The 13,155-nt window shown below is 29.3% G+C and carries 15 protein-coding genes; 5 read left to right on the top strand and 10 right to left on the bottom strand.

The genetic code is table 11. The features are described from left to right. Nucleotides 1-131: 131 nt before the first annotated feature. Together FBE87_RS04815 and FBE87_RS09315 are read right to left on the bottom strand one after the other, a co-directional pair. Nucleotides 132-779, bottom strand: a complete 648-nt coding sequence (locus FBE87_RS04815) for an MFS transporter (RefSeq protein ID WP_237911539.1) — start codon at nucleotides 777-779, stop codon at nucleotides 132-134. Between the two features lie 137 nt (nucleotides 780-916). Beyond that, entirely contained in the window at nucleotides 917-1,039 is a 123-nt protein-coding gene (locus FBE87_RS09315; RefSeq protein WP_257070033.1) for a hypothetical protein, read from the bottom strand. A gap of 233 nt (nucleotides 1,040-1,272) precedes the next feature. Here FBE87_RS09315 and FBE87_RS04825 point away from each other — a divergent pair, with 233 nt between their 5' ends. Beyond that, nucleotides 1,273-1,479 (top strand): membrane protein, encoded by a 207-nt coding sequence (locus tag FBE87_RS04825; protein ID WP_002853356.1) that lies wholly within the window; start codon nucleotides 1,273-1,275, stop codon nucleotides 1,477-1,479. 2 nt (nucleotides 1,480-1,481) lie between these two features. Here FBE87_RS04825 and FBE87_RS04830 read toward each other — a convergent pair whose 3' ends face one another. Genes FBE87_RS04830 through hemB form a run of 6 tightly spaced genes read right to left on the bottom strand, consistent with a single transcriptional unit; the run spans nucleotide 1,482 to nucleotide 7,237 of the window. Further along, complete coding sequence (locus FBE87_RS04830; protein ID WP_079460553.1) at nucleotides 1,482-2,243, bottom strand: DUF5416 family protein; 762 nt, start codon at nucleotides 2,241-2,243, stop codon at nucleotides 1,482-1,484. Beyond that, a complete protein-coding gene (locus tag FBE87_RS04835; RefSeq protein ID WP_002890010.1) occupies nucleotides 2,240-3,505 on the bottom strand; it encodes a (Fe-S)-binding protein in 1,266 nt (421 codons plus the stop codon). Before FBE87_RS04835 ends, FBE87_RS04830 begins: the two co-directional genes overlap by 4 nt. A gap of 1 nt (nucleotide 3,506) precedes the next feature. Continuing rightward, a complete protein-coding gene (hemN, locus tag FBE87_RS04840) occupies nucleotides 3,507-4,862 on the bottom strand; it encodes an oxygen-independent coproporphyrinogen III oxidase (RefSeq protein WP_052799212.1) in 1,356 nt (451 codons plus the stop codon). Then, entirely contained in the window at nucleotides 4,849-5,340 is a 492-nt protein-coding gene (locus tag FBE87_RS04845; protein WP_002853412.1) for a DUF2603 domain-containing protein, read from the bottom strand. Before FBE87_RS04845 ends, hemN begins: the two co-directional genes overlap by 14 nt. Further along, nucleotides 5,337-6,257, bottom strand: coding sequence for an ornithine carbamoyltransferase (argF, locus tag FBE87_RS04850; protein WP_002854006.1), 921 nt, complete (start codon nucleotides 6,255-6,257; stop codon nucleotides 5,337-5,339). Before argF ends, FBE87_RS04845 begins: the two co-directional genes overlap by 4 nt. Further along, nucleotides 6,254-7,237, bottom strand: a complete 984-nt coding sequence (gene hemB / locus FBE87_RS04855) for a porphobilinogen synthase (protein ID WP_052799211.1) — start codon at nucleotides 7,235-7,237, stop codon at nucleotides 6,254-6,256. Before hemB ends, argF begins: the two co-directional genes overlap by 4 nt. 57 nt (nucleotides 7,238-7,294) lie before the next feature. On the opposite strand from hemB, the gene ribA reads away from it, so the two are divergent. Both ribA and rsmG read left to right on the top strand, forming a co-directional pair. Then, nucleotides 7,295-7,855 (top strand): GTP cyclohydrolase II, encoded by a 561-nt coding sequence (ribA, locus tag FBE87_RS04860; protein WP_052799210.1) that lies wholly within the window; start codon nucleotides 7,295-7,297, stop codon nucleotides 7,853-7,855. Further along, nucleotides 7,856-8,422, top strand: coding sequence for a 16S rRNA (guanine(527)-N(7))-methyltransferase RsmG (gene rsmG / locus FBE87_RS04865; protein ID WP_002855974.1), 567 nt, complete (start codon nucleotides 7,856-7,858; stop codon nucleotides 8,420-8,422). A gap of 15 nt (nucleotides 8,423-8,437) precedes the next feature. Here rsmG and FBE87_RS04870 read toward each other — a convergent pair whose 3' ends face one another. Together FBE87_RS04870 and FBE87_RS04875 are read right to left on the bottom strand one after the other, a co-directional pair. After that, entirely contained in the window at nucleotides 8,438-9,010 is a 573-nt protein-coding gene (locus FBE87_RS04870; RefSeq protein WP_100621720.1) for a hypothetical protein, read from the bottom strand. A gap of 94 nt (nucleotides 9,011-9,104) precedes the next feature. After that, entirely contained in the window at nucleotides 9,105-10,202 is a 1,098-nt protein-coding gene (locus tag FBE87_RS04875; RefSeq protein ID WP_100621721.1) for a YeiH family protein, read from the bottom strand. Nucleotides 10,203-10,314: 112 nt separating this feature from the next. On the opposite strand from FBE87_RS04875, the gene FBE87_RS04880 reads away from it, so the two are divergent. Both FBE87_RS04880 and rpoD read left to right on the top strand, forming a co-directional pair. Next, complete coding sequence (locus FBE87_RS04880) at nucleotides 10,315-11,196, top strand: LysR family transcriptional regulator (RefSeq protein WP_002855820.1); 882 nt, start codon at nucleotides 10,315-10,317, stop codon at nucleotides 11,194-11,196. Nucleotides 11,197-11,275: 79 nt separating this feature from the next. After that, a complete protein-coding gene (gene rpoD / locus FBE87_RS04885) occupies nucleotides 11,276-13,144 on the top strand; it encodes an RNA polymerase sigma factor RpoD (RefSeq protein ID WP_100621722.1) in 1,869 nt (622 codons plus the stop codon). Nucleotides 13,145-13,155 lie beyond the last annotated feature (11 nt).

A 13,155-nucleotide genomic window follows, 5' to 3' on the forward strand; every position in this document is an offset into this window, starting at 1 on the left:
GCACTCATAATATAAGCAGTTTGATTTGGATTGGAAATTTTTAATTCTGAAGGTAGATTAAAGAAAAATGGAAACCACATAGAATAAAAAATGCCTGATAACACAGCAAAAATCTGTATCAATACTAAATTTTATAAAAACAACATACAAAATCCGCATATAAAAATACACGCTCCTCCAGACAATAGCATTATTTTAAAAGAAATATTTTTTCTTTTAAAAAATAATCCAAGATAAGGACCAAAAATAATAGCAAAATTAGCCAAGGCTGGAATTTCTTTTTTAGCAAAATCAGCTAATTCTTTACTAAAACCCGCATATTGTGCATAAAAAGTTGGTAAAAAAGTAAAAAGAGAATTTAAAAATAAAATAGGCCCTATGTAAAAAATAATCATACCCCAAGCAACACGAGATTTTAAAGCATAAATAAGATCTTTTGCATTATTCTTTTTTTCTTCTTTTTTATTCTCATCTTTACCTACAAAAAGCCACAAAATCAATAAAATCAAATTAATCCAAGCATAAAATGATAAAGAATCTCTCCAATTTCCAAAATAATTTGAGATGCTTTCAGCTAAAATAAGTCCTAGAGTAATGCCTACTAAATTTGAAGTTATATTAAAACTAATTACAAAGTGCAAAGCTTTTTTTTCAAACCATTGCTGTGCAATAGGCACTAAGCAAACTAAAGCACAAGCTGAACCAAGCCCTGTTAAAAATCTTATAATCAAAATACCACTATAACTATCTACAAAACTTACAAAGATACCCGAACTCATTAAAATACAGCCTAAAAAATATCCCTTTTTTTAATCCGAATTTATAAACCAAAAAAGCAGTAAATGAAGCACCAAAAATTTTCGCAACTACTATCATACTAGTGATTAAAGTAGCTTGCTGAGTATTTAGGGCAAGATCATTTGAAATCAAGCATCAAAGACCCTGTCGCTGCCCAAGAGATACTAAAAACAGCATAAACACTAAAAATGATAAATTCAACTCCAATGCGTCTAAAATGAAATAAAAGTGATTTTTCCATATTAAAATCCTTTTTAGATATCTATTAAAATATAACATAAAAAAATAAGATATTTATTATCTTTAATTATTTTTTTAATTTAATTATTTTTTTATATATTTTTTTGTTACTTTTTGACAATTTATATATAAGTTTAAAGATAAAAAAACTAAAATACAAAATAAAAAACCCGTAAAAGTTTTTTGAAGTATTTAAATGATATATTTCAAAATCTAGTTTTAAAAAGGAAAAATATGGAATTTTTAGCATTTATTTTTTTGATTATTATATTTTTATTTGTAGTCTTTATCATCGTTACTCGCTATGAAAAAAAGATAAAATTACTCAACCAAAACATACAAAATATGAAAGAAGATATAGCCGATCTTAAAGAAACAACTCAAAAAAATCGCTCTTTAATTGAAAAAAATCGCTCTAATATAGAAAATATAATAAAATAAAACTAAGAAAGATTTGCGATAAGCTTATAGTGTTTTTTCTGATTTATCATTAAAGTAAAAATTTTTTCACTTGAATTTTCGCTTTTATTTTTATAAATCATACTTTTTAAAAACGGAAAAAGCATCGTACTAGAAGTTTTACCTTGTAAAATAATATGCATAGAACCTTTTAAAATTCCATACTTATAGCTCATACCGCTTGGAAATATATCAAGATTAAAACTTAAACTATCTTCATTGCTATCATAATTTAAAATTTCAATTTTAACAAAGCTAATTTCTTGATCTTCTTGAGATAAATTTTTAAAAATTTCAAGTTTTTCGTGTTTTTTGATAGCAACAACTTCTTGTTTACTTTCTTTAAAATCAGAAAGAAAATTTTCATTTTTAAAAATTCTTGAAAAAAATTTTAAATTTTTAAATTGCATACTTGTTTGTTTTGTGTTTTCATGTATTATTTTTTCGGATTTTAAGATGTCATGTTCTATATCATCTTCTTGGTTTTGATTATTTTTGTTTGATTTCATGTCAAAATCTTCAACGATAATCATATCTTCACTATCACAAATATTAAAATGTTTTACAATTTCTTCAAAAGTAAAACTGTCATCATCAAATTCCAAAAGATCTACATTTGAAGTGATAAAATCAACACCATCTCGTTCTTCAATCTTATCTTTAATCACAAAAGCATCAACACAAAAACACGATCTTTGAATTTCATATTCAGAACTTTTGCCTTTAAATACTATCTTCATCATCACAAAGCTTTTGCTATAAGTTCTAAAGGACTAGCAAAAACAACCTTGCTTGAATTTTGTTCTAATGCATTTGAAATTTGCATTCTACAAGCTGAACACTCGGCACTTACCACACTAGCCTTACTTTCATCGATCATTTGTGCTTTTTTAAGCCCTACACTTAAAGCTCTATCATAATAATCCGTTTGCATACTCACCCCGCCAAAACCGCAACAAGTATTAGAATTACTCATTTCTACAAAATGATAATTTGTTTTTAAAAGTTCTCTTGGCTCTTTAAAAACCCCTTGCATTTTTCTTGCATGGCAAGGATCGTGATAAGTAATGCTATAATTAAATTTATTTTTTGTTTTTAAAATTTCTTCCAAAGAAGTAAATTTATAAAAATACTCGCTAGCCATATATATCTTAGATGACACACATTTTGCGCGTTTTGCCCAATCTAAATCATTTTGCATTATAAAAAAATGTTCATAATCTATCTTTAACATAGCCGAACAAGTGGCCTCAGGAACTATAATAGCATCTAATTTTTCTAATTTTTTTTCAAAATACTCAATATTTTTTTTAGCCAAAACTTCAACACTTTTAAAATCACCCGTAAAAAATTGCGGCGCTCCACAACACACTTGTTCTTTCATCAAATCCACGTTGATTTTTAATTCCTTAGCGATTTTAAGCACTGCATTAGCCGTATCTATGTAAAAATAATTCGCCAAACAACCTACAAAAAAACCTATTGTTTTTTCTCCATCATTATTGATAAATTTTGGATTAGAATTTAAGAAACTTTTTTTATTAAAACTTGTAAGCAATCTTCCCTTTTTAACAAAAGGCATGGAAAATCTTGCCTTCATACCTGTATTTTCATTCTCATTTTGAATTTTAAACGCACAACTTTGAAACACATAGCCAAGCTTAGCTACCAAATCTAAAATTTTGCGTCTTCTTAAAAAGAAAAAAATAAGTTTTTTATACCAAGCTATACCAAATTTTTTAGCTATATCATAACGAACTTCTTCTATGGCATTATCTACTCTTAATTTACTTGGACATACTTCAACACAATTGGTGCATAAAAAACAAGATTCAAAAACTTTCTTAGCTTCTTTATCAAGCTCTAGACTTCCCTCTTTATAAGCAGCTAAAAGATCTAAAAATCCTCTTGGACTAGTAATTTCATCGCGATTTTCTTCATGTATAGTACAAACAGGTATACATTTGCCACATTTAACACAAGCATCACTTATTTGACTAAATTTCATCTTACACCGTTTTTGAGAATACTTTTTTATCTTCACTAATGTTTTTCATATAAGCATCAAAACACATAGCAATATTTCTTATAAGCAAAACGCCTGTTTCATTGACTTTGATAAAATTTTCATCAAAATTAATAAAATCTTTGTATTCTTCCAAAGCTTTTAAATCCTCTTTAAAATACTCCTGAAAATCAATGCAAAATTCTTTTTCTATTGACTTAATATCAAGCTTAAAATTTGCCATTAACTCCATAATCACTGCTTTTCTAAGCTCATCATCATTGCTTAAAGCTACGCCTCTTTCAAAAGGCAAAACTCCTCTATCTAATGCAGCCTCATAACTTGACATATCTTTAAAATTTTGTGCATAATGTCTTTGTCCTTCGCCTATACTTGTAAGCCCAACACCGACTAAATCAGCACCGCCTTTAGTAGTATAACCTTGGAAATTTCTATGTAAAGTTCCATTTTCTAAAGCTTTAAAAAGCTCATCATTTTCTTTTGCAAAATGATCCATTCCTATCATTTTATAGCCATTTTTGCTTAAGAATTTCTCACAAAATTCTAAAATTTCAAGCTTAACATCAGGACTTGGCAAGGTATTTTCATCAAATTTTCTCATATTTTTCTTAAGCCAAGGCACATGAGCGTAATTAAAAATCGCCAAACGATCAGGATTTAAAAGCATAACTTTTTCTAAAGTTTGTGTAAAGCTTTGTAAATTTTGATAAGGCAAACCATAAATTAAATCCATATTTACAGACTTTATCCCTTTGCTTCTTACAAGATTTAAAGCATTTTGTGTTAATTCAAAAGACTGGATGCGATGAATTTCTTTTTGAACTTTTTCATCAAAATCCTGCACTCCAAAGCTGATACGATTAAAGCCATTTTGCGTTAAAACTGTGGCTTGTTCCTCATTTAAAAAACGCGGATCGATCTCACAGCTAATCTCTACATCTTTAGAAAAATTTCCAAAAACAGATCTGATTTTTAAAATCAAATTTTGAAGTTGTTTAGCACTAAAAAAAGTTGGAGTTCCGCCCCCAAAGTGCATTTGCACCACTTCTCTTTTAGTATCTAAAATAGTACTTAAAATATCAAGCTCTTTAAAAATATAAGTTAAATACCTTTCTTTACTCTCTTCTTTGGCTGTATAAATAACATTGCAACCACAAAAATAACAAGCACTCCTACAAAATGGTAAATGAAAATAAAGCGATAAAGATCTATCTTGCTTTTTTAAAATTTCTATATATTCTTCGTATTTGAAATTTGCATTAAACTCTACTGCTGTAGGATAAGAAGTGTAGCGTGGTCCTGCTTTAGAGTATTTTACAAAAGCTTTATAATCTCTCATTTTGGTTTACCCTTTCTATCATCGCTTGCATATCTACAAATAAATTTGGATGCTCTTGTTTGATTTTAGAAATTAATTTTTCAAGATCAATACTAACTTCCATGGTGCCATTTTGCGCCTTTTGCTTGATCTCATCCATAGCAACCGTCCAAACATCGTTAAAATCTACAGGAATTTGTTGATAAATCGCCTTTTCTAAACGCAATTCAAAATTCTCTTTTTGACTTTGTTTTAAACTTTCAAGTATATTCTTAAGACTTTGCAAAGAAAGCAAAGTGTGAATTTCATCGTTTTCATCGATCACAAACCAAGGCTCAGGAGAATCAAAACTTCCATTTTCAAGAACTAAACATTTTTCGTTTTCATTCTCGCTTTGCTTCATTTTAAAAATCGTTCTATCTTTTTTCTTTATTCCTAGATTTTGACTAAATTCATCAATGCGTTTTAAGCAAGTGCTATACTTTTCTAGCTCTTTCATTCTCTTCCTCTCTGATTATCCAAAAAGCAAAGCAAGGCTTTTACCACATAAAGGCGATTTCTTGCTTCTTCAAAAATCACATCTGCATGTTTTTCAAAAATTTCTTCACTCACTTCATAACCTCTATAAGCAGGCAAACAATGAAGCAATATCGCGTCTTTATTGGCAACGCTCATAGCCTTTTCATCAATCATAAATCCTTCAAATTCTTTAATCTTGCGTTCTTTTTCATTCTCTTCACCCATAGAAACCCAAGTATCGGTAATGACTACATCTTTATCCTTTAAGGCTTCAAATTTATCATGACTTAAGGAAATTTTAGCTCCTGAAATCAAAGCCTGTTTCATAGCAAATTCCCAAATTTCAGGGCTAATTTTATAGTTTTTTGGTATAGCTATACTAAATTCAAAACCCAAAATCGCAGCCGCAATAAGCCAAGAATTGCACATATTGTTACTATCTCCAATAAAAGCAACTTTTGCTATACCATTTTGCATTTTATTCCATTCTTTGATAGTAAGCAAATCCCCTAAAACCTGAGTAGGATGATAAAGCTCGCTTAAAGCATTGATCACAGGAGCTTTAGAATATCTTGCAAATTCGAGTAAAGTTTCATGTTTATTGACCCTCATCATCACAAAATCAACCATCGCCCCTATCACCCTAGCTGTATCCTTTACAGGCTCACCACGACTAAGTTGTAAATCATTGCTGCTTAAAAACAAAGCCTTTCCGCCAAGCTCTGTTATGGCTAATTCAAATGCCATTCTTGTTCTTGTAGAGTTTTTCTCAAAAATCATTGCTAAAGTTTTATCTTGTAAAAGTTTTTTAGGCTCTTTTTTAAGCTCGCTAGCATGATTTACAAGGCTTAAAATTTCCTCCTTAGAAAAATCTCTTAAAGTTAAAAAATGTTTCATTTTTCTCCTTTTAACATTTTAGCTAATTCTTTGGCATGATAAGTGATGATAAGCTTTGCCCCTGCTCTTTTAAAAGCTATCATAGTTTCATACAAAACTTTTTCATAATCAATCACTCCTGCATTTTTAGCTGCCTTTAACATAGCATACTCTCCGCTTACATTATAAATACACAAAGGCAAGTTAGAATGAAGGGATATTTCTTTAACCACATCAAGATAAGCAAGAGCGGGTTTTACCATCAAAATATCAGCTCCTTGTGCTTCGTCTTCTAAGCTTTCTTCTAAAGCTTCTTTACCATTAGCAAAATCCATTTGATAGCTTTTTCTATCTCCATAACTTGGAGCTGATTCTGCTACATCTCGAAATGGCCCATAATAACTTGAAGCAAATTTAGTAGAATACGCCATTATAGGCAAATTTTCAAAACCTTCTTTATCTAAAGCTTTGCGCAAAGTAGTGATAATACCATCCATCATTCCACTAGGTGCTATCATATCTACCCCTGCTCTTGCGTGAACTAAGGCTTGTTTGGCTGAAATTTCTAAAGTGACATCATTATCCACACTTTTTGTTTTTGGATCGATAATCCCACAATGCCCGTGATCTGTGTATTCACAAAAACAAAGATCACTGATTATAAAAAGATCTGGAAAATTTTTCTTAATCTCTCTTATACTTCTTGCAACAAGCCCTTCATCATCTAAAGCATCGCTTCCACAGCTTTCTTTTTTCTCATTTTCCAAAACGCCAAAAAGTATAATGGCTTTAATGCCTAAATTAACTACATTTTGACACTCTTTTAAAATTTCATCTAAACTCATTTGAAACACATCAGGCATAGAAGAAATTTCTTTTTTTATCCCCGTTCCATTAACCACAAAAAGCGGATAAATCAAATCATTTACACTTAAAGAATTTTCTCTTACCATGGCTCTTAAGTTTTCATTAAGCCTTAATCTTCTAAATCTTTTAAACATTTTTTTGTCCTTTTTTTGCTAAAATCTTAACATAAATTTGATTATAGAGAGTAGTAAATGAAAATAAAAATTTCAGAAATTGCGAATTTACCTAGCAAATGGGGAAATTTCCAAATACAAAGTTTCAAAGAAAATGATAAAGAACATTTATGTATATTTAAAAATACTCCAAAAGACACACTCAATCTAAGAATTCATTCAGAGTGCTTAACAGGAGATGCTTTAGGAAGTTTAAAGTGTGATTGTGGGGAACAGCTTGAATTTTCACTAAAATATATAGAAAAGAATGGTGGAATGGTGATTTATCTTAGGCAAGAAGGAAGGGGTATAGGGCTTTTTAACAAGGTTAATGCTTATGCTTTACAAGATAAAGGTTTTGATACGATTAAAGCAAATCATCAGCTTGGCTTTAAAGCCGATGAGAGAACTTATGAAATTGTAGAATTTATACTCAAACACTATGAAATTTCTAAGGTTAATTTACTCACAAATAACCCTGAAAAGCTAGATTCTATCAAAGAAAAAATCATCACACGCGTACCGATTTTAATAGAACCTAATCGTTTTAATGTAGAGTATTTAAACATAAAACAAACTCAAATGGGACATCTTAAATAAATGATTTTTAAAGATTATGATTTTTTGCAAAACTACGATTTAAAAAACTTTGAAGAAAAGGTAAAAATTTATAAAGAATTATTATCTAAATTTAACCGCATTCACAATCTTACTCATTTAAAAAATATAGATGAAAATATCTTTGATAGTATTAAAATTTTAGATTTTTATGATTTTTCTAAAGCAAAAAATATTGCCGATATAGGAAGTGGCGCAGGATTTCCAGCTGTATTTTTAGCTTTTTTACTGCAAAGCAATTTTCATCTTTTCGAACCCAATCCCAAAAAAGCTGCCTTTTTGCGGACATTAAAAATAGAATGTGAACTTCCAAATTTACATATTTACAAAGAAAAAGTTCAAGAATACAAGAATACCTTTAAAGCTGATATCATCACTTCAAGAGCCTTAATGGATGTCAAGCCTTTGCTTGAAATTTGCAAAAATCTAAAAGATGAAAATACAGTTTTTATTTTATGGAAAGGTAGTGAAATTTATCAAGAACTTGAAAATATAAAAGATTATGAAATTTTTGAAAATAATTTAAGAAGATATTGTATTTTAAAGTAGCCCTAAGGCTACTTTTTATTCTGCTAAATCAGCATTAAAACTGATATCCACTAAAGGCCAAGAAATTCCACCATGTCCTGCAGCAACATCGCTTAATGCTTTTAATGCTTTAGAACCATTTTTAAAAGTATGCAAATCAAGTTGTCCTTTAGCTTCAAATTTATTATCTTTGATGGTATAAGTTAAAGGTACAATAGTACTTTTTTTATCCATAGTAATTTTTGCTGAAATAACGCCTTTATTTTCACCCGCAATCATATCTTGAAAAACAACTTTAATATCCGTATCTCCCAATAAAGTAGGGAAAAATACTTTTGTGATATTATTGGTTATAATATCATTGCCTTCACCCATAAAAGCATTGCTTGGCTTTATGGTAGCTTTAGCGCCTTTAAGATAACTTGCCAAATCCTTTATATTTTTAGAAAATTTATATTCTACATTTTTAAATTCACCTTTTACTCCTATCATATCTTTAGTTTTATATCCTTCAAAAGAAACCTTTAAACTATCTTCTTTAAAAGATACAGCACTTAAAGCCGAAGCTAACAAGCAAGAACTTAAAACACTTACAAGAATTTTTTTCATCTTTATTCCTTTTTAATAAATTTAATTAATGAATTAAATTATATTCTTAATTGATTAATAAAATAAAATTTTCTAAAATAAAAAATAATTTTTATTACCAAAGTATACCTTTAAAAGCTAAGGTTAAAAAATATCCTCCAAAAATCAAAACAAGCCCTAAAACAAAAGCCAAGCCAAATACCCTAGAGCCACTTTTTAAAAATTTTTTAAAGTCAATTTGCAAGCCTAAAGCTGCCATAGCAAAAACGATACATAAAGTACAAAGTGTTTTACCTAAAGAGATAATATCACTCGTAGCAATACCTAAAATACTTTCTTTGCTTGCTAAATAAGTATTTAAAACTATCATGCCTAAAAATGCAAAAGCAAAATAAGGTATAGTGATACTTTTTGCAGTTTTTCCACTGCTTGAATGCTGATTTTTAGCGAAAAAATAGGTCACTATAAGCAAAAAAGGCACAAGTAAAATCACTCTCATCATTTTTATAATCACTGCAACATTAGAAGCACCTTGCTCAAATCCTGCCATATCCTTTGCCATTTCAGCAGCACCTGCGACATTTGCCACCTCATGCAAAGTAGCTCCCATAAAAACACCCATAGCATTTTGATCAAAAAAAGGAAAAAGATTTAAAGAAAAAGCTATGGGATATAAGAACATAAACACAAGTCCAAAAATCACCACCGTACCTACAGCTAAAATTCCCTTAAAAGGATCACTTTTCAAACTTGACTCTAGTGCTAAAACCGCTGCCGCACCGCAAATCGCACTTCCGGCTCCAACAAGCATAGAAGTTTCTTTATCGAGTTTAAAAATTTTCATTCCTATAAATAAAGCAATCATAAAAACAAAAAATATCACTATAGCAGAAAGCAAAAACCCTTTCAACCCTACACTTAAAAGCTCAGTTAAAGTGATATTAAAACCATATAAAACAATACCGAGTCTTAAAAGTTTTTTCGCACTAAAATGCACTCCGGCTTGAAAATGATGTTGATATTTAAAAAACCAAGGAGAAAGCAATACTCCTATGATGATAGCAAAGGCAGTCGCTGCTAAATGAGTGGTATCTTTGATACCTTGAACACTAGAAAGATACATAGCAAAAATCACTATACAAGCAGTAAAAAGCAAACCCTTAAAATTTGATCGCACTATAGCCACGCTATGTGCTAAAAAACTTGTTTTCATTTATTTTCCTTTTTGTAAATTTTGTGTTATTATATTTTTTTTATTAAAATTATAAAAATATATTATTTTAATTTTTATAATAAATTTTTTTTATTAAATAAAGGAATCACTCATGAAAATCAAAGATATGGAAATATTTTTAGATCTTTTAAATACTCAAAGTCCAACTCATACAGCCAACAATTTTTCCATAACCCAACCTAATGTTTCAATAGTAATTAAAAATTTAGAAAATAAATTTGATGGCATTTTATTTGAAAGACTTGGAAAAAAACTCTTACCTACACCAAAAGCTTTAGAACTAGGAAAAAATTGGTTAAAAATTATACAAGCCTACTACCAAAGCTTAGAAAAATTAAACGATGAAAGTATGCTCTTAGGGGAAATAAAAATAGCCTCAACTCAAAGCATTTCTGAACATTTTTTAGCTCCTATTTTATTTGATTTTAAGGCAGAATTTAAAAACATAGAAATTCGATCTCAAACACAGAATTCAAAAGAATGTTTAAATTTACTAAAAAACGGAAATATAGAATTTGCAATCATTGAAGCAGAACTTGATCCGGCTTTAGTGGAGTATGAAAATTTAGAAATAAATTTTTGGCAAGATGATGAACTTATAGTAGCTACAAGTGATAAAAAACTCAATGAAAAAGAATTTTATATCGATGAACTTTTGGAACAAAAGTGGATTTTAAGAGAAGTAGGCTCAGGCTTAAGGGATAAATTTTTAAACGAAATTGGTGCAAGCTCAAAAAAACTTAATATTTTTCTTGAACTTGATAGAATGGCTGCGATTAAAGAACTTGTTTTACAAAAAAAAGCAATCTCTATTTTTTCCAAAAAAAGCATAGAAAAAGAATTAAAAAATTCAACACTTTATGAAATTAAATTAAAAAATATCGACCTAAAGCGTAAATTTTACACCTTAAAAAGAAAAAATTATAATTTTAACAGAGCTTTAGAAAAATTTGAAAAAATATTCAAATCATAAACATAATAACCGATTTATATAGAAAGTTAAGCAATTTTTAGATAAAATCCAAAGCTTATATAAATTTCAAGGATAATCAATGAACGCCAAAACTCAAGAAGCTGAATTAGAAGAATTATTTCAAGAAAATGCAAAAGATTATATCACATATGAAAAATTGGTAAAATATCTTACAAAACAACCAAGTGCATCAACCGCTAAAAAAGTGCAAGCATTAATGAAAAAACACAAAGTGCAACTTTTTTCAGCAGCTGAAATTGCACAAATGAAAAACATAGAAGATGCAAAAAGACTTCAAGAAGAAAAACAAAAACTCCAAGATACAAGCCTTGAGAACGAATTTGATTTAGCCAATGAAAACGATTTATTAGAATGGAGTAGATCAGACTCTCCTGTTCGTATGTATTTAAGAGAAATGGGACAAATTGCTTTATTAAACAAAGATGAAGAAATTGAAATTTCCAAAAAAATAGAACTTGGCGAAGATATTATCATTGATGCTTTTTGTTCTGTGCCTTATTTGATAGATTTTATTTTAGATTATAAAGAACCTTTAATAAACAGAGAAAGAAGGGTAAAAGAACTATTTAAAAGCTTTGACGATGAAGAAAAAAGTGATGATAAACTTGATGAACTTGATATAGATGAAGATGAAGAAAACGAAACAGAATTAGAATCAGACGAAGAACATACTAAAAAAAACAGCAAAAAAGAAGATGAAAGAACTTTAAAAGTTATAGAAAAATTTAAAGCTCTAGAAAAAGCTAAAAAAGATTGGCTAAAAACATCCAAAGATAAAGAAAGCGGAGATAAACTTTTAGATAAATTAAGCATTGCGTTCAAAAAAAATATTTTAAAAGAAAAATTAATGGATCTAGGCCCTACTTCAAAACTTATTAGTGAAATCGTAAAATCAATGGAAACTGCACTAAAAAGCGATGAAGAATTTGACAAAGAACTTAAGCGTTTAGAATACCGCTTACCTATGTTTTCTGATGAACTTAAAAAACGCCATGCAGATATTTTAAAAGATATTACAAAATTGAGCAAAGAAGAAATCACAGAGCGAGCTTTAGAAACAACCATGGTAAGCACTTATATGGAAATTAAAAAACTATTTCAAACTAAAGAAGCCAGTGAAAAAAGCTTTGATCTTGAAAAATCACGCTTAAAAGAAATTTTGGAGCAAATTAAACGTGGTAAAAAAATCTCTGATGAAGCAAAAGGAAGAATGGCAAAATCAAACTTGCGTCTTGTTGTAAGCATAGCTAAACGCTACACAAATCGTGGTCTGCCTTTCTTAGACCTTATCCAAGAAGGAAATATAGGTTTGATGAAAGCTGTGGATAAATTTGAATACAAAAGGGGTTATAAATTTTCCACTTATGCAACTTGGTGGATCAGGCAAGCTATTTCAAGGGCTATAGCTGATCAAGCAAGAACCATAAGAATTCCAATCCATATGATAGAAACCATCAATCAAATTAACAAAATTATCCGCGAACATCTACAAAAAGATGGAAAAGAACCTGATGTCAGTGTTATAGCTAAAGAAGTAGGTTTAAGCGTAGATAAGGTTAAACAAGTTATTAAAATCACAAAAGAACCAATTTCTCTTGAAGCTCCAATAGGAAATGAAGATGATGGTAAATTTGGAGATTTTGTTGAAGATAGAAATTCACTTTCTCCAATGGATCATATCTTAAAGGATGATTTAAAAGAACAAATTGATGAAGTTTTAGATCAATTAAACGATAGAGAAAAAGCGGTAATTCGTATGCGTTTTGGTTTAATGGATGATGAAAGTGATAGAACTTTAGAGGAAATTGGAAAGGAACTTAATGTCACTCGAGAAAGAGTGAGACAAATAGAAAGCTCAGCTATAAAAAAACTCAAACACCCTAAAGTAGGAAGAAAACTAAAAAATTATATAGAAGGTTGGAAGTAAGAGTCAATCTC

It is taken from the genome of Campylobacter sp. CFSAN093246 (genome assembly GCF_012889415.1).
GTDB classification, from domain to species: domain Bacteria; phylum Campylobacterota; class Campylobacteria; order Campylobacterales; family Campylobacteraceae; genus Campylobacter_D; species Campylobacter_D jejuni.

Coding starts and splice junctions, on each gene's coding strand:
- FBE87_RS04815 (WP_237911539.1), bottom strand. CDS start 779: ATGAGTTCGGGTATCTTTGTAAGTTTTGTAGATAGTTATAGTGGTATT.
- FBE87_RS09315 (WP_257070033.1), bottom strand. CDS start 1,039: ATGGAAAAATCACTTTTATTTCATTTTAGACGCATTGGAGTTGAATTT.
- FBE87_RS04825 (WP_002853356.1), top strand. CDS start 1,273: ATGGAATTTTTAGCATTTATTTTTTTGATTATTATATTTTTATTTGTA.
- FBE87_RS04835 (WP_002890010.1), bottom strand. CDS start 3,505: ATGAAATTTAGTCAAATAAGTGATGCTTGTGTTAAATGTGGCAAATGT.
- hemN (WP_052799212.1), bottom strand. CDS start 4,862: ATGAGAGATTATAAAGCTTTTGTAAAATACTCTAAAGCAGGACCACGC.
- FBE87_RS04845 (WP_002853412.1), bottom strand. CDS start 5,340: ATGAAAGAGCTAGAAAAGTATAGCACTTGCTTAAAACGCATTGATGAA.
- argF (WP_002854006.1), bottom strand. CDS start 6,257: ATGAAACATTTTTTAACTTTAAGAGATTTTTCTAAGGAGGAAATTTTA.
- hemB (WP_052799211.1), bottom strand. CDS start 7,237: ATGTTTAAAAGATTTAGAAGATTAAGGCTTAATGAAAACTTAAGAGCC.
- ribA (WP_052799210.1), top strand. CDS start 7,295: ATGAAAATAAAAATTTCAGAAATTGCGAATTTACCTAGCAAATGGGGA.
- rsmG (WP_002855974.1), top strand. CDS start 7,856: ATGATTTTTAAAGATTATGATTTTTTGCAAAACTACGATTTAAAAAAC.
- FBE87_RS04870 (WP_100621720.1), bottom strand. CDS start 9,010: ATGAAAAAAATTCTTGTAAGTGTTTTAAGTTCTTGCTTGTTAGCTTCG.
- FBE87_RS04875 (WP_100621721.1), bottom strand. CDS start 10,202: ATGAAAACAAGTTTTTTAGCACATAGCGTGGCTATAGTGCGATCAAAT.
- FBE87_RS04880 (WP_002855820.1), top strand. CDS start 10,315: ATGAAAATCAAAGATATGGAAATATTTTTAGATCTTTTAAATACTCAA.
- rpoD (WP_100621722.1), top strand. CDS start 11,276: ATGAACGCCAAAACTCAAGAAGCTGAATTAGAAGAATTATTTCAAGAA.